The sequence below is a fragment of the Enterococcus plantarum genome (genome assembly GCF_001730295.1).
Lineage (GTDB): Bacteria > Bacillota > Bacilli > Lactobacillales > Enterococcaceae > Enterococcus_L > Enterococcus_L plantarum.
Map to the genome: position 1 here is coordinate 99196 of NZ_MIKA01000023.1, position 17499 is coordinate 116694.

Genomic DNA, 17499 nt, shown 5'->3' on the forward strand with positions numbered 1-17499 from the left:
CTATTTTATTATGATGCTGGAACACAATACTAAGAGTTCACCTCTTAACCTCAACAAATCCGAAGAAACAGTAAGAGCAGATGAAGCGGCTCACAATCGTTTTGTCCTGATAAGATGCAAAGAGTTAATGTACTCGTTTAGAAGAGTTGAAAAAAATTGATTTTGTTTCAATCTTCATTTGTTTTTCTTTAAGGAAGTGCGAACTTTTACTATTTAGTAGAATTTATTTTGCTTAAAATTCAACCAAATTACACCTGAAAATACGATTATAAACAGACCTAGCCAAAGAATGATTTGAGATACTCTTTCTCCTGTACTTGGAAAAGCAGATTTTGGTCCAGGCACAATACTGCTCGTAACCGGTTTGAAACGAACTGTTTGTTGTTCATTTTTCAAATCGAAATGTTTGCCAATAATCTCATTTTTTGTTTCTAGTGTTTCTGTAAATACGATGCCATCATTGGAAAATTGCTTTCCGTCAACTTTAAATTCGAATTGCATAGTCATCTCAGTTTTTTCAGCAATAAAGTTTTTTTGATCACCTATACCATTAATGATCGAACCATCTGACAGGCGATGCGCGGTTACTTTCACTGTATATTGATTTCCTATAACTAGACCAGTGATTTTAGCTGATTCTATGATAATTACTTCAGAAGCTGCTTCGAAGATTTTTTCACCATACAAACCTTGAGCAATTGTAGTAATAGTAGGATCATTAAAATGAACGGTTTGGTCTTTATTATTTAGATCGTCATGGGTGGCAATAATTTCAGTATCATGACTTAGCGTTTCAGTAAAGACAATGCCATCACCGCGTAATTCTCTACCTTCTAGCATAAAGTCGAATTCAACTGTTTTTTCTTTTTTATCTGCAGTAAATGTATATTCTTCATGAACTTTTTCATAAACTTCTCCTGTAGATAAACGATGCCCTTGAACTACAACAGTATATTCATTGCCAATAATCAAGTCTTTGATTTGAGCTGTTTCTTTTACTGATACTTTTTGTAGTGGATCGAGCATTTGATTTTGTTCGTCACCAAAAGCTTTCGTTTTGATTTTAGGATCAGTAAAGGTAATCGTTTGCTTTTTGTTGGATAAATCCTTATGCTCAGCGATTGTCTCCTTGTTGAATAATAAAGTTTCAGTAAAGACAATACTGTCACCAGCTAAATCTTTCCCGTCAAGAATAAAATCAAAGGATTGTTCCATTTCCGTTTCAGTTGCCGTAAATACCAATTCCTCTTTTACTTTTTCATAAGGCTTGCCTGTCGATAAACGATAGCCTTGAACCGTTACTTTGTATTCGTCACCAATAATTAAATCAGTTAATACAGCTGTTTCTTTCACCGGTACTTTTGCATGAGGATCAAACAGTTGCAGCTCATTTTTGCCTTGTGCTTTAGTCACGATTTTCGGGTCAGTGAATTGAACCGTTTGTTCTTCATTTGATAAGTCTAAATGGATTGCCATCTCTTCGCTTTCGTAGAAAAGTCTTTCTGTAAAGACGATGCCGTTTCCTTGAAGTTCTTTTCCATCCAATTCAAATTCAAAAGTCATTTCCATATTTGGATTAGTCGCGATAAATGTTTTTGTTAAAGAGGCATTCTCATAGGCTGTTTCATCGCTCAATTTATATCCTTGAACGGTTGTTGTATATTTGTGACCTGCAACTAAATCAGTAAAAGTTACAGTTTCGTTTACCGTTACTTTTTTCAGTGGATTAAATAATTGGCAACCATCCTCTCCTTGTGCTTTGGTTTCAATTTTTGGATCATTGACTTTGATTGTTTGGCCAGAGTCATTGATTTCTTCATGTTTTGCGACTTCTTTTTTGCTGACAGTATCATAGATATACTCATAAAATACAAGTGATCTGCCGCGGTATTTATGTCCATCAACCTTTACCTTGACTACATGAGAGCCTTCATATGCAAGCGGAATAAATGAACCTGTGAACGTTTCTAATACTTCAGCCGTTGCTTGATCGATAATTCTTGTTGCATAAAGATAGGTTCTACCAGTAAAAAGCCATTTGTACTGTATCGTATCTTCCAACTCGAGTTCTTTTGTTGGATCAACAAATTTTTCACCGTTTTTGCCTGTTGCTGTGGTATTGATAATTGGATGTTTCGGCTCGTTATCTACATCTACAATCAATAGCTGACCATCATTTTCTGGCGTTACTTTGAAAGCATAATCATTTTCATTTGGTAAAAATCCATGTAGCGGTTCTAGTTCTTTAAAGATATATCCATCTTTATTATAGATTAAGCTTTCAATATTAATTTCGCCGTTTTCATCAGTTTTAAACTCATCAATTTGAACTTTAGTTACACCTGTAACTTTGTATAATGCAAACGGAACTCCTTTTAACGGTCTATTGGCATCTTTTTCTCGTTTGATCAGTTTGATTGGCTGACGTGCCCAACGGTTAATGAATTGTTTGGTGATCAATTGATTAACCTCTACTATTGCTTTTTGCGGTGTACTATCGATAACTCTACCATCTGGTGCTTTAATTTCAGTTATCGTTACTTCTGTTCCCATTAAGATATCATCAAGTCGAGCAATTCCATCTTGATCAGTCACGCGCTCTTCAACAATTCCCGAATGCTCAAACCTGAATGTAGCATCTGTTAATGGAAGTCCTTCTTCGTCTATCTTGCGAGCAGCTATAGAACCAGTTTTGATAATATTTACGCGTATTTTGGCTTGAGTTGATTCTAACTCACCAGCTGTTACCATCGTTTGTTTTCCTTCCATAACCCAGAAGTACTGAGCACCAGAATTGGGAGCATCTCTTTGAAAGTTAATCTCTCCATTGTTCGAAACTGCTGAAGGAGTGATTCTTAATGTATTCCCTTGCTTACTGATACTTGTATTTGTTCCGTTATTTACTTCACGATAGTGCGTAAATACTCCTCTACTATCATTGATTTCTAGCGTTTCACCAGCAATGATTGTAAATTCTTGTCCATCAAATGATGGTTTTGTTCGATGATTGTTTGCATTTGCATCAATTTGAGCTTTATATGCTGCATAATTAGTTAAATCACTTTGAACGGTATATCCTAAAGATTCCCAAACATAAAATTGGGTAGCAATATAAAATTCGTTAGAATCCGCTCCATTAGAGCCAAAATTAACAATACTATTGACTAGTTTTTTTTGAGATTCAGAAATAAAGCCAACAGATGGATGTGGAACGTAGCCCTCTCCTTCATTAAATGGAACACCGGGCTGTACACAATAAGCTATTTTTCCATCAATTCTAAATTTTTCTATTTTTGAAACTTTGATAAGCCACGTATCACCTAATCGAACTGAATAATTCATTGGTATTAATTCCATTGAACCGACTGCATACGTTTGATAAAACGGAATATCGATTACGTTACCTTTATCATTTGTTACATATATTTTTGCTGTTGGATTTGAATTTACGTAATCACCGTACATATACTGTGCTAATGAAATTATTTCCTCATCGCTCAACCCCTGTACATCATATGGGTCTATTCTCGAAGCCAACTCTTTCGCTGAACGCTGATCTGTTGATTCTTTTGTCATTTTATTTTCATTCTCAATTTCTATATTGTCTGTTTCTAATTCTACAGAAGAATCCGTCGATTGATCAAACGACGCTGAACTATCTTCCGAACTATCTTCCGAACTATTTTCTAACGGTTCATTCTCTCTTGATTCTACTGTTTCTACATTTGGTCGCTGTTCAATTTTTTCACTTACAGAAGTCTCATTTTCTGCATATGCAACAACTGGTTGTAACATAGGCAAAAAATTCGATGTTAAGGTAAATAAAAGAGCCAAGTAGGTCATTATTTTTTTTAGTTTTAGTTTCATTGTTTTCCCCTCACTGAATCATTTTCTGTTATTTTGATTACTCTCTCAAACAGGTGGTGAACGGATAGTCATCGCTATTCCTCCTTTTTGGGTACAAAAAAAGACGACATTAATAGTCGTCTTGCTCAAGCTTTATTCCATTATTGTTCGTTTGTCATCAAAATAATTCTTTAACTTTTGCAGCACAAATACACTTTTTTCATAAAACTCGTGTCCAAACGTGAAGTTTATAGCAATCGTAACTTCAAACTCTATGAGAGTGGAATACTTAAAAAAGTCTCTCAATGATACAGCAATACCTTTTTCGGTTCTAATCTTTCGCCCTAAGCTGTACTGATAACGAAAGCGGTGGACCCACCGGATATTTTAATGTTATTATTATTGGTTGAATCGATATGTTTTTCCATGTATTTTCAATTTTTGATTATAAGCTAACCGCTGACAAATTTCTTTATAGGCCTCACCCCTGCCCGTGAACTTCAATGCCGCGCCTCGATGTGGTCTTTTGCCAATCATTGTCTTCTTATGGTCAAATACCAACTGAATTTCTTGATAAATATCCTTTAAATCAACTGAATCAAATCCTTTATACTGTTTCCCTAGTTGTCCTTCTTCAAAATACATGATACGTCGTTCTATACTTTTTTCCTTTTTCTTGATATACCAATCTTCTGAACGATTAAACAACTTGACATATTTTGCGTAGGTCAGAATATCTTCCTTTGCTATTTTTACTGTATCTTTTCTTCCCATAATGCAACCCCCACTTTCTATTTATTAAAATGACAGTAAAGGTTAAAAAGAAGAAGCTAACCCAAAAAGGCTAGGGCACGCCACTATTTTTAGTGTAACGCGCCCTAGCCTAAATAAACACACAAACAAAAAACAAGTATGAACAAAACGGAATTTAATTCTTACTATACACAGAAAAAAATAAAATTTACTTCTATTTTACTCTGTTAATAATGTAAAAACTTTGCTATACTCTAGATTGTGGCTTGCTTCAGTAAGCTACAGGGGTGCATTCCACGTAAAACAGTCCAAAGCTGTCTTATGGTGGACTAGTATTATGCTGACCTGGGCCTGAGAAACCCGGAGAGTGATACTAGTGCATCTCTATTTTTTTATATTAGCTTCTTCTTCTTAAACTTCAATACCACTTAAAATTACCATGATTTTAAAAATAAAACAACCATTTTTTAATTTTTTGTCTATCAATTTGGCAATTTAAATTAAATTACTAATACAAATTAAGCTATTTAGCCACTTTCTTTATTATTTTTCTATTTGTGTTTTCTTACCTTTTAATTATAGTTTCACAAGACCAGAATTACCACTAGCTGACGAGAAAAGAGCTTTTTTTAGATAAATTAACTAATAAAATTGAAAAATTCTATAAATTAGAGCAATTAATGAACAACTAACATTAATTTTTTTTAATGGGTCATTTACAATCTTTTCTTGTAATCTATAATAAAGGAGAATAATAAGATGCAGTCATTAACGGATGGAGAAACTTTAAAGAAATTACGAAAGCTAAGAAGATTAAATCAAAAAGAATGTTGTCAAGGTATCATTTCAAGACATACATACTCTAGAATCGAGCGCAATCAAACCAGCATACAGTTCCATGTTCTCTTAGAACTACTTGAGCGGCTAAATATTAGTTTTGAAGATTTTTTATTTTTCAAAAAAGAGATGAACCCTCCAATATTTTCTCGAAAGAAGTTATTTGATTTAACTATCGAGACCTTCCAAGAAAGCGAAGGAGTAGAACTTTATTCTTATTTGGAGCAGAATAAACAAAAGAATATGCAAAACTTTCATCACTACTTACTATATAAACAAAAAATGGAACAATTAGATTTTGAAAATAGCGAGAAAATTAACCTTCACGATTTAAATATTTTAAACTCATACATCACAAAATTAAGTTTTTTTTCTATTTTAGATTTAACTTTATTTTCAGATATGTGTAGCTATTTAACGTACGATATAATGAAAACCGCTAGCCTAAAAATCGTTAAACAGATCAAGAATATAATGAATCGGCCAGATACCAAACTTATTTATCAACAGAAACTCCATCTAACGCTTTATACTGTTACCTCTGTTGCATTGGAAAATGAAGATTATAATTTTGTCAAACATCTATTGGGAATAACGAGAGACTTTTTAGATTGCTTTCCTAATCATCATTATTTAGTATTTTTGCACTGTAATACACATACTCTAAATTATAAATTAACTACAAATAACTATTATCTCTCAAAATTATTTATACTAAAAGATTACATGAAAGAAGTCGAAGATTATCAAACTGTTGATAAAATTGAAAAACAAATAAAATTACTAATTCAGCATACCGCTTCAATTCCTTAAAGTGTTATAATTTCATAATTATTTTACTATGTAAAAAGACGTCCATTCTATGCACTCAGAATGGACGTCTGATATTATTTAGTAGACACAAATAAACTTTTTTCCCTACTAATTCATCTTACCAATAATGTGTAGACTAAGGTAGAATATTCCCAGCCGCACAATAAATTTCATACCATTCTTCTCTACTTAATTCAATAGTAGATGCTTTTGCAATCTCTTTGATTCGTTCTTTATTCATACTCCCTGCGATCACTTGCATTTTCGCTGGATGTCTTAAAATCCATGCAGTAGCCAAACCAGTTGACGTACAATTGTGACGTTCCGCAATTTGATCTAACGCTGTATTTAATTCTGAAAATTTGGCATTTCCAATAAATGCACCTTCAAAGAAACCATATTGATAAGGAGACCAGGCCTGGATAGTCATGTCATTTAAACGAGAGTAATCTAAAATGCTTCCATCTCGCTCAATACTTGCATCATCCATCATATTTACATGAATTCCTTGGTCAACCATACCAGTATGTTTGATCCCAAATTGCAGCTGATTTGCTAAGAGTGGCTGTTTCACTGTTTTTTTCAACAATTCGATTTGCATGGGCTTTTGATTACTAACACCAAAATGGTTTACTTTTCCTTGTGATTCAAGCTGATCAAAAGCTGCCGCTACCTCTTCAGGTTCAACAAGTGTATCTGGGCGGTGAAGTAATAAAGCATCTACATAATCAACACCTAGACGTTTTAAACTTCCTTCAACAGATGAAACAATATGCTCTTTTGAAAAATCAAACATTCCTTTGCGAATACCACATTTCGTCTGGATGATGATATCTTCTCTTTTGATCGATGTTTCTTTCAATGCTTTACCAAAAATGGTTTCACATTCGCCGCCGCCATAAATGTCTGCATGATCAAAAAAGTCAATGCCATGCTCATAGGCTGTTTCAATAATTTCCGTGGGGTTCTCACTTCCGTTCATTCTCATGCAACCAAGAATAACGGATGCTACTTGTAAATCGCTTGTCCCAAATTGAATTTTTTTCACTGAAAGACCTCCTAAAATTGTATTCACGTTTATAGTTTAACATAAAATGATGAAAGGGCTTCATTTTACAACTTTTTTAATAATTTTTTCAATTTGGAAAATTACTTTTTCTGAAAAATATGGTTCCACGAGCAAAACCATCTGGGCTTTTTTCGAATTTAAGGATTGATAAATGACGTTAGTCAAAATAATATCAGCATATGAAATAGCATTCGATGTTCTAGCGTAAGCTACAACTAGATTAAACTTGCCTCTAAAAAAGGTACTGATCCGTTGACCAAGTTCTATTTCTTTTTCAAGTGGTAAGTCCGTTAGCAAACAAATATAAATTCTTTTCTCACTATAAACTGGTGAAATAAGTGAACTTAAAATCATGAAGTAACGATAAGTTAACGCATCTTTCGGTATTCGTTGATAAATTGAATTTTCTTGAATCAACTCACATAATCCTACCTCCAGCTTTTCCATAAAGCCTGGATAATTCTCTTGCAAAGTTCTTCCTGATTGATTTTTTTCAAATTTAAAACCTGAAACCAACTCATAATATAAATGGAATCCTAAAAAGGCTACAACACTTGCTATCGAATGACAGAATTTTGTATCCCAAAAAACTTTTTTTAATTTGTTCGTTGCAACCAACGTATTTGAAAAACAACTTGTTTTCTTCAAATAATGCTCTTCAATGATATACGCTTGCATGCTGGCCCCAAAATAGGGTAAAAAATGGGCTTGAATAATTAAATAGAGATAAGATAGCTCTTCAAAATCCCAGTTTAGAGCAACTTCGTCTACTTTCATAACGGTTACAAACTTAGAGAAAATCAAACTATTCTCTATATACTGTTTCCACTCCTCTTTTATCCAAATTTTTTTTCCTTTCTGATAACGCCACCCAGCAATCTGGATGATTCGAAATAGTGTTTCTTTCTGTATATCATTGATTTGCATCTGAAAAAATTGAATAAACTGATTTGTTAATCGTTTGTTTCTTTCTTTTTTCAATAGTAAGAATTTACTTTCTGTTCCTTGGTATGTAAACCAGTAAAACTGCAAGATAAAAGCACGAATTTGTTCCTCCTCTCCAACAAGTTCATAGGTGCCACGTTTTAAATAAATATCAAATTTTTTGATCCATTCGTTAATTTTTTTTACTCGTCTTCTCATACTCGATTCACTGATCAACAAATTTTCAGCCAGCTGTTTTGCTTGAATATCTTCTTCTTCAATAATCGCTTTTAAAAAAGTAACTTCTGGTAAATCGCTGAAATACTGTACTAAAAAATATTCAACATATATATCGTTGTCTCTTTTTAAATAAATTTGATTCTTTGATTCATTGCAAATCGCTAAATGTTCTTCTAACTGATACTGTTTAAAAAGCGTATTTATTTTTTTCATAGATCTGATAATCGTCTTCGTATTAATCCCTAATTCAGCTGAAAGTTTTTCTAATGAACGATTATTATTCGTTGATTTTAGTAAATTAAACAACTTAAGCAGCTTGCTTGATTCAAAATCAAGTATCTCTTTATATTCCATTTCAACCCTCCACATTAAAAATAAACACTCATTATATCAATTGAACAAAAAAAAAATAATGAATAGGCATATAAAGTATACGCACTATTCATTACTTTTCATTTTTTATTTTTTATTTCTTTAATTTTGAATACGTAATGTCACGGCATTTGCTGCAACAATCACAGTACTTAGAGACATTAAAATCGCTCCGACAGCAGGATTCAGTATGATTCCCCAGGGTGCTAGAACTCCTGCTGCAAGTGGGATTGCAATGATGTTATAGCCTGCTCCCCACCAAAGATTTTGAATCATTTTACGTCGTGTTTGTTTCGCTAAATCTAGAAAACGAAGAATATCTTTTGGATCACTATCGGTCAAAACTACGTCTGCTGAATCTATTGCGACATCTGTACCGGCGCCGATAGCAACACCGATTGTTGCTCTGACTAAACTTGGTGCATCATTGATGCCATCGCCAACCATCATGACTTTTTTATCTTCGTTCACGTACGTTTGAATGATCTTTTCTTTCTCTTCAGGCAATAATTCACTATGAAATTCCTCGACTCCTAAGTAATGAGCAACTGATTCAGCAGCTATTTTATTATCACCTGTCAACATCACGGGACTAACTCCTTGTGCTTTTATATCAGAGATGAATTGTTTAGCATCTGGTTTTACGACATCACCTAGTGCAATCATGGCAACTAATTGATCTTCGATGATTAAGTAGCTTAATGTATTTCCCTGTTCTTGATAGCTTTGTTTCAATGAGCGGTCAAAAGAAAGATGCAAGCGTTCGACCTCTTTTTCATTGACGATTTTAATTACTTTTCCATTTACACTACCAATGAGCCCAATCCCAGAAATACTTTGAAGATTTTCTGCTTGATACGGAGAAATTTCTTTTTCTTTTAGATAATTCATGATACCAATTGCTAAGGGATGATTCGCATTATTTTCTAGAGCCCCTATCATTTTTAATGCTTCTTTTTGAGTAAGCTCATTTGTAGTCATTTCAATTCCCGTAACAGTGAATTTTCCTTCGGTCAAAGTACCTGTTTTGTCTAACATAATATATTGCATATCGTTTGCTTGTTCTAATGCATTTCGATTTTTTAATAACAAGCCATGCTTGGCAGCAATCGAAGTAGACCGTGCTATAACTAAAGGAATCGCTAATCCTAAAGCATGCGGGCAGGCAATAATAAAAACAGTGACCATTCGTTCGAATGCAATACTGACATCTTTATCAACAATAAACCAGGTAACAAATGCTAATATCCCCGCTCCAAGAGCTATATAAAATAGCCATTTAGCAACTCGATCGGAGATAGATTCTAATTTTGATTTCTCAGTCTGGGCCTTTTTGACCATATCCATAACTTTAGAAAGATATCCTGTCTCACCCGTTCCTGTGACGCTTATTTCTATCGTTCCACTACCGTTAACAGCACCACCTATTACTTTGTCTTTTTCAGTCTTTTCAACCGTTTTGGATTCACCTGTTACCATTGATTCATCAACTGTAGTACTCCCTTTAATGATTATGCCGTCCGCAGGTATTTTATCCCCTGACCGAACAACCAAGTGATCATTTGCTCTAACATCCTGTAAGGGTACGACTTCTTCACTGCCGTCTTTATTTAGTCGTTTCACTTGATCTGGCAATAGCTCCGCCATTTTCTGTACTGCATCGCTAGCATTGGAAATAGCATTCATCTCGATCCAATGTCCTAAAAGCATAATAACAATCAAAGTAGCTAGTTCCCAGAAAAAATCCATCACGTGATTCTGCGGCATCAATTTATTCATCACAAATGCATAAACACTATAAAAATAAGACACTGAAATCCCCATTGCAATCAGCGTCATCATCGCTGGACTCTTTTGCTTCAGCTCCATTTTAGCGCCACTTAAAAATGGTTCTCCACCATAAAAGAATAAGATAGAAGCCAGTCCTAAGACCAACCATTCTGAACCTGGAAATGTAAATTGAAAAGGTAAATCAACACCCATCATTGGGGATAGAAAAATAATTGGAATGGCAAGAATCAGCGAGAGCCAAAATTTTTGTTTGAAATTTCCCATATGCATGGAATGACCCATACCAGACATCTGCTCATGAGCCATCATTGAGTTATGATCCATTTTATGCATTTTGTGTGTGGGGTTCTCTGTATGTTTTTTTTCACTGCTATTCATTAAATATCCTTCTTTCTCTATTTAAGATTTGCTTTTACAGGAATCTGGTTTTTGAACAATTCTTTATGAAAAAAAAGTAATCTCTTTATTTAAAGCATAGCACAACAACTCTTTTGGGAAAAATAAAGTTACTTAATACATGGAAATATTGTTTCTTTGCGTATATTGTCTATAAGCGATCTTATTCAATGCCACGTATAACTTTTTAGCAACCAAAGTGCGTAAGCTTTTTTCTCTTTTAGCTTATTTCGCCTCCTATTATATGAATCCTTGAAGTATCGATAACTACTTTTCTTTGATTTTTCCTTTATTTCACTGTACATTCGTTTGATTGCTTTTCGGTTCGCTTTGTACTTTTTTCGATTTCCGCCAGTAAATCCATAAAATATATCGATCCCTTCAGAAGCTTTGTTAAGGGGGGAATGTATGAATAGTTCATTTTGAACCTTCTTTAATTTTCTTAGCAATGCTTCAGTTACTTCTCTTTCAAACCCTTGTTTTATAATCATTTTACAAAGTCGTTTATATTCGATTTTAACAACATGATTGTAGACCTGACTGGCATAATCTACCCCTTTATATAAGATATTTGCGCTAAAAGACATGTTAACCAACAACCTATACTGATGTACGCAACTATCTTCTATTTTCTGATTGTTCTCTTGATGGGGAATCTCTTTATTCAGTCTTTCTAAAAATTGATATAAAAGATCATTTTTTTGTTCCTCAACACTAGGTATTTTTTTCATTTTTTCTTATCCTCCTCAAAATAATGAATAATTTTCGGCATTTTTTCATTTGACTCTCTAAAAGAAATAAGTACATTGTATCTAGTCTATTTTTCTATCGCTGAAAGTAGAAACACTCACTTAAAAGTAACCCTATAGTCAACTAAAAACAATGTACACTTCAAAATACCAAGAACCAAACAAAATGTATGTATTTCGGTACAAATAATATAACATGATACAACAGTCATTACAAGAACAAAATGAAAAAAAAACGGTACACCTATTCTGAAATTAATGATATAGTAGAAGAAAAAGTGTTTAAACACTAAATGAGTTTAATTAGCTTTTAATTTAAGGAGGTATTATTTTGGAAATAAATTTAAAAGAAGCTGGCGACAGAATTAAATCCATTAGGAAACACCATAACTATTCAATGGCTCTTTTTTCTAATCTGATTGGAAATTCTAGTGCAAGTACAGTGAACAATTGGGAAAAAGGAAATAACCTGCCCAAAGCAGATAGGTTAGAAAAAATAGCTATACTTGGAAATACAACCGCTGATTGGATTCGCTATGGAGCATTTACAGAGTATGTACAGAAGTTACTGAAAGAAGCAAATTTAAGGAGAAACCTTGATGAGACGCAATTTAGAGAGTTAGTCCAAGTACTGAAAAAGCAAAAGATCACTTATTCTCAAGATTTGAAAATTCTAACTACGGCAAATGAGTTGTTTCCAGATTTATTTGAAACCAGTTATCAATCACAAGTTTCTGAACAAAATACGCTACTGATAGCTGAAGATTCTACGACCTATAGAATTGAACGAAATGATCGTTATAGATCCGACTTTTTACCTATGATCGAAGAATTATTACATGATTCTAGCCAAAGAGAAATCAACGCCTCCGTTATATTTCTGATATTTGATCTGTTAAAGCATACTGAAAAAAGTGAAAAATTCTTAACCGTCTCTCAAATTTTTATTATGCTTTCTGACATACTTACTAATAACATAGCCTATAGAGATACTCCGTTACCAAAAGTACGATATGATGATAATTCCCTATCAGAGCAAACGCTGAAGAAAAAATACGAACAAACAAAAAAAGAGTTAATCCTTTTACTAGACGCATTTTATTCAGAATATAATGAGTCTTAATCTTTCTTGACGATTAGGATAGCATTGGATTATTTGTTACAACTATTTTTCCTTATTAATAGTAAGTATCTTTTATTACAATTAGATGATCCCTTTATTTCTAGAGTTTAAAATTCACCAATTTCTATTAATCTTCCCCTCAAGACAGTATTATTGTTCAGCGATTATGGTATACTTAATTTTGTCTTATTGAAGAACAATGACGATGACTTTTTTTAGAAAAGCCATTGCTCTAAACTGATTAATATAAAGCGAGGAAGGCCACTTGAAGAAAAAATTACTGGTTACACTTTCATTTATGTTATTGGTAAGTACTGCACCAATGACCGTATTAGCAGATGATATCGATCAAAAAATCGAAAATCAAACAAAGAAAATTGAAGATATCATAAAAAATGAAAAAGATGCCAAAGAATACTTGTCTTCTCTAGAAAATGAGATCACAATAATTGAAACAGAGTATCAAAAAGTGCTCTCTGAAAAACAAAAACATGAAAAAGAAATGAACAAACTAAATAAAGATATTGCTAATTTAGAAACTAAAATCAAAAAAAGAAATCAACAGTTGCAAGCTCAAGCTAGAACGACTCAAACGAATCATGAACAAGAATCGATGTTGACAGTATTATTAAGTGCTGAATCGATCTCAGATGCTATTTCAAAAGCGTTAGCTGTCAATACATTAGTCACTGCAAATAATGATATTTTAACTGCTCAAAAACAGGACAAAAAAGAACTTGATACATTAAAGATTTCACTAACAGAAACCTTAAAAACTCTTGAGAAAAAGACCGCAGAACTTGAAGAAAAAGAAGCAGCCTTGGCAGAAGCCAAACTTGAACAGAATGTTAAAATCAACGAAATTGCCGCAAGTCTAGCCAGCGAAAAAGCTGAAAAAGATAAGTTTGTCAAACAAAAAGAAGAGGCTATCAAAAGAAAAGAAGCTCAATTAAAAGCAATTGCTGAAGAAAAGAAAAAAGAAGCAGAAGCGAAAGCAATTGCTGAAAAACAAGCGAAAGTAAAACAAGCAGCTCCTACTCAAACGGCTGAACAAGAAAAAGTTGTCAGTCTTCCTGAAACGGATACTAGTAATAACGACGTTCCTGAAAATAGTCAACAAGCTCCTACTCCACCAGTATCTTCTGGCGGTTGGTCTGCTCCAGTAGCAAATTTAACGGTCACTAGTGGATTTGGAGGTCGTGAAGATCCTACTGGAATTTCTGGAAGCTTTCACGACGGGATTGATTTTGGTGGTGCAAGCGGTACGCCGATCATGGCTGCTCGATCAGGTGAAGTCGTCAGTGCTAATTATGGTGGGATGGCAGGAAACCATGTTGTAATCAAACACGATAACGGCTATTATTCATACTATTTACACATGAGTAGTTTAACTGTATCAGCTGGACAAAGTGTTAGTGCTGGACAAAATCTAGGCGGAATGGGAACAACCGGAAATTCTACTGGAGTTCATCTACATTTTAGTATTTCGACAGGATTATGGAGCGGATTTGTTAATCCCGCACCCTTCCTTGGTTTATAATAGACAGTCAAAGAAGCAGAGGCAGAAGCTTATTTCGGAAGGGATTGCATCTGTTACTACCTTTTATTCGTATTCAGGGTGTGAAACAAAAGTGATTTTTTCTTTTGTCCCACACCCTTTTTATTATCAGCTCATTCATTTTCTCTTCTTATCAATTCGTTTAACCTCTACCTACGAACGTGGTATAATAAAAATAGATAAAGAAAGGTGCTGATTAAAATGATCAATAACTACTCAAACATCTTAGTTGCCGTTGATGGATCTAAAAATGCAGAGTTAGCTCTCCAACATGGTGTTGCTATCGCAAAAGAAAAAGATGCTACCTTATATTTATTATCTGTTGTTGACGAAAATGCAATCAGTCATAGTTCTTACGCCTATTCAAAAGTCCTTGCAGAAGAAAAAGAAGCGATCGAAAAAGAACTGTTAAAAAATATCTATTATGCAACTGAACAAGGTTTAGATAATGTGATACCGATTGTTGAAATCGGCAATCCAAAAGAAATGATTTCATCTGTTGTTCCCACCAATCAAGCGATTGATTTGATTATTATCGGGGCTACGGGTAAAGGCATGATTCAGTCCCATCAACTTGGTACTACAACGAGTTATGTTGTGCAATTTGCCCCTTGTAATGTGTTGGTCGTTAAATAAGTACTTGGTTTTAGTTTAGATATAAAAAAGCGTACAGACAGCTGGTTGAAAGTAGTCTGTACGCTTTTTAAACTGCTCTATTCCTTTTTACATTATTTAATTTCTACGTAACTCAACGTATTTTGATTGAGAAAGGAACAAAGGTCAAAACTACCATAATAAATACTATAGAAATCTTTTCATTATTTTTTCTTATTTGCTTATTCTTAAGTAATCTAAAAGCAACTCGCAAAACATCATATTCGCCCATGAAAACCATTCACGAGTGTACTGACTTGAATCATTTACATTAATTCCTTCATGCATATGATTCGTATTGGCATCTGTTTTGACTAATGTATCCAACAGTTTGGCTTTCTCAAGTTGATTATCTGTCGTTAATCCCTGGATACATAAGGCAATTGGCCAAACATAGTCTTTTGGTGTATGCTCACTTCCCACACCTTTCAACTCGATTCCTTCATAATAATAGGGATTTTCATCAGACAAAATTAACGCACGGGTGTTTTGATAGATCATGTCATCGAGAGCACAATAGCCTAAATAAGGAGCTGCTAATAAACTAGGTACATTCGCATCATCCATCAAAAGATAGTTGCCTAATCCATCGACTTCATAGGCATATACCTTTTGTCCATTATGTTCAACGATTCCCCATTGAGAGATGCCTTGATCGATGTCTTTTTTCAGCCGATTTGCCTTTTCAGCAAGTAGATTGTCATTGTAAATCTCATTAGAAATTGCTTCCATGTAGCCTAAAATGACAACCGCAAACATATTAGCTGGAATTAAATAATTATATGTACAACTGTCATCACTGGGACGAAATCCAGACCAAGTCATGCCTGTATAGTTACAAGGTTCACCTAACCCGTTATTTGAAAGCGTATCTTCCGGTCTTTCACCAAAACGCTCAAAGCGATACATCGAATTTTCATGTTGTTGTTCGGTTCTAAAAACACCAATGATTGTTTCAAGAGCATGCTTAAAGTCATTCGTGAAATGACCAGTTTCGCCTGTTTTTTTCCATAGTAAATAAGCTAATTCGACTGGATAACATAAAGAATCCACTTCATATTTTCGTTCCCAAATCCAGCCATTCATTTCTGTGATATCTTGATGATAGCAATGACCATTTTCAGTTTCATTAAACGCATTGGCATAAGGATCGATCAATATGCACTTGACTTGGCGATCGACTAAACTACGAATAAGTTGTTTGATTCCTTCATCTTCATTTGCCACAGCTAAGTAGGGTTTGATTTGAGCAGATGAATCTCGAAGCCACATCGCTGGAATATCACCAGTAATCACAAATATATCGTCAACTGTTCTCCTGACTGTTGTTTCTAATGTATTATCAAAACAATTTGAAAATACTTCACTCCATCTAGGGTTAGCTGATCGCTCAGCAACTTCTTTTTTTATCTTTTCGATTACTGATTTTGAATAGTTTGCACTCATGCTGATTCCCCTTTTTACTTTCCTTTTAAGATTACTTCTGACTTGATCCAAGATTTTATTGTGTCTTCATGATACATTGCCAAAATTTCTGTATACAGAATGTCAATCACTGTTAATACGGGAATTTGAGGTGATATACTCCCCATATCTTTTTTTCCCATAGAACTAGTTAAGCAAAAAGCATCGGAAAATGCTTGATAGGAACTTTTTTCGTTTGCAGTAATGACAATCACTTTAGCTTTTTTTTCAAATACAATTTTTACTGCTTCTTGAACCGTTTGATTGTCACCCGAAATTGAGGATACTAATACAAGATCTCCTTGTTGTACGCCATGAGCCATCATCGCAATCGAGTGCTCGTCTTTGATTACATTGATAATTTTGCCGAGTCTTGAAAATTTAAATTGAAAATCTTCTCCGCAAAAAGCATTGTAACCAGTTCCCCAAAAATGAATGATTCGTCCCCCATCAATCATTAATGCTGTTTTTTTAACTTCTTCTTTGTCCAGTTTCTCGATAATATCATTCAATAACAACGAATAATTTAGATTTACATAACTGATGCTTGAATCGCTTTGTTTTTTTGCTCCTTTATTGGAATATTTATATAAATAAATCAGTTCTTTGTAGTTTGCTAAACCAATTTTTTTACAAAAACGAGTAATCGACGAATTAGACACGCTAAGCTTCTTTGCTAACGCTTGAATTCCTAATTCTTTATTTCCATTAAGAAAATACTCTGCAATCACTCGTTCCACGTCCGTAAACTTCTTTTGGTTTGCCTGTATGATTAGTTCAATGTAACTTTCCATGCTTGATTACTCCTTTCTTTATCATAAATAAAACAAGAGAAGGCTAGGACAGAAGCGTTTAATCCCGAGAACCACGTAGGTACTGTGCAACATCAACTCATACTTCGCTGTGTTTT

The 17499-nt window shown here is 33.9% G+C and carries 12 protein-coding genes; 4 read left to right on the top strand and 8 right to left on the bottom strand.

Translation table 11 applies throughout. The features are described 5' to 3' along the window. Positions 1–213: 213 nt before the first annotated feature. Entirely contained in the window at positions 214–3867 is a 3654-nt protein-coding gene (locus BCR22_RS08725; protein ID WP_069654545.1) for a VaFE repeat-containing surface-anchored protein, read from the bottom strand. Positions 3868–4245: 378 nt separating this feature from the next. Next, positions 4246–4620, bottom strand: coding sequence for a hypothetical protein (locus BCR22_RS08730; RefSeq protein WP_069654546.1), 375 nt, complete (start codon positions 4618–4620; stop codon positions 4246–4248). A 738-nt stretch (positions 4621–5358) separates the two neighbouring features. Between BCR22_RS08730 and BCR22_RS08735 the strand changes: the two genes are divergently transcribed. Next, positions 5359–6249 carry a helix-turn-helix domain-containing protein gene (locus tag BCR22_RS08735; protein WP_069654547.1) on the top strand — a complete coding sequence of 297 codons (891 nt, stop codon included), beginning with the start codon at positions 5359–5361 and terminating at the stop codon, positions 6247–6249. A gap of 136 nt (positions 6250–6385) precedes the next feature. Here BCR22_RS08735 and BCR22_RS08740 read toward each other — a convergent pair whose 3' ends face one another. The 4 genes from BCR22_RS08740 to BCR22_RS08755 all read right to left on the bottom strand — a co-directional run bounded on the left by BCR22_RS08740 (position 6386) and on the right by BCR22_RS08755 (position 11772). Next, a complete protein-coding gene (locus BCR22_RS08740) occupies positions 6386–7297 on the bottom strand; it encodes an aldo/keto reductase (protein WP_069654548.1) in 912 nt (303 codons plus the stop codon). A 60-nt stretch (positions 7298–7357) separates the two neighbouring features. Continuing rightward, positions 7358–8836 (bottom strand): AcpB/EbpR/MafR family transcriptional regulator, encoded by a 1479-nt coding sequence (locus BCR22_RS08745; protein WP_069654549.1) that lies wholly within the window; start codon positions 8834–8836, stop codon positions 7358–7360. A gap of 120 nt (positions 8837–8956) precedes the next feature. Beyond that, positions 8957–11023: a heavy metal translocating P-type ATPase gene (locus BCR22_RS08750; RefSeq protein WP_069654550.1), complete on the bottom strand. Its 2067-nt coding sequence runs from the start codon at positions 11021–11023 to the stop codon at positions 8957–8959. Between the two features lie 185 nt (positions 11024–11208). Continuing rightward, positions 11209–11772, bottom strand: a complete 564-nt coding sequence (locus BCR22_RS08755) for a hypothetical protein (RefSeq protein ID WP_069654551.1) — start codon at positions 11770–11772, stop codon at positions 11209–11211. Positions 11773–12121: 349 nt separating this feature from the next. Here BCR22_RS08755 and BCR22_RS08760 point away from each other — a divergent pair, with 349 nt between their 5' ends. The 3 genes from BCR22_RS08760 to BCR22_RS08770 all read left to right on the top strand — a co-directional run bounded on the left by BCR22_RS08760 (position 12122) and on the right by BCR22_RS08770 (position 15107). Further along, positions 12122–12913, top strand: a complete 792-nt coding sequence (locus tag BCR22_RS08760; protein ID WP_069654552.1) for a helix-turn-helix domain-containing protein — start codon at positions 12122–12124, stop codon at positions 12911–12913. Between the two features lie 265 nt (positions 12914–13178). Then, positions 13179–14453, top strand: a complete 1275-nt coding sequence (locus BCR22_RS08765) for a murein hydrolase activator EnvC family protein (protein ID WP_069654553.1) — start codon at positions 13179–13181, stop codon at positions 14451–14453. A 219-nt stretch (positions 14454–14672) separates the two neighbouring features. Further along, a complete protein-coding gene (locus tag BCR22_RS08770) occupies positions 14673–15107 on the top strand; it encodes a universal stress protein (RefSeq protein ID WP_069654554.1) in 435 nt (144 codons plus the stop codon). 192 nt (positions 15108–15299) lie between these two features. On the opposite strand, the gene BCR22_RS08775 is transcribed toward BCR22_RS08770, so the two are convergent. Both BCR22_RS08775 and BCR22_RS08780 read right to left on the bottom strand, forming a co-directional pair. Next, positions 15300–16571, bottom strand: a complete 1272-nt coding sequence (locus BCR22_RS08775) for a glycoside hydrolase family 125 protein (RefSeq protein ID WP_069654555.1) — start codon at positions 16569–16571, stop codon at positions 15300–15302. 14 nt (positions 16572–16585) lie between these two features. After that, the gene (locus tag BCR22_RS08780) at positions 16586–17383 is read right to left on the bottom strand and encodes a MurR/RpiR family transcriptional regulator (protein ID WP_069654556.1); all 798 of its coding nucleotides are present in this window, start codon (positions 17381–17383) and stop codon (positions 16586–16588) included. Positions 17384–17499: the final 116 nt, after the last annotated feature.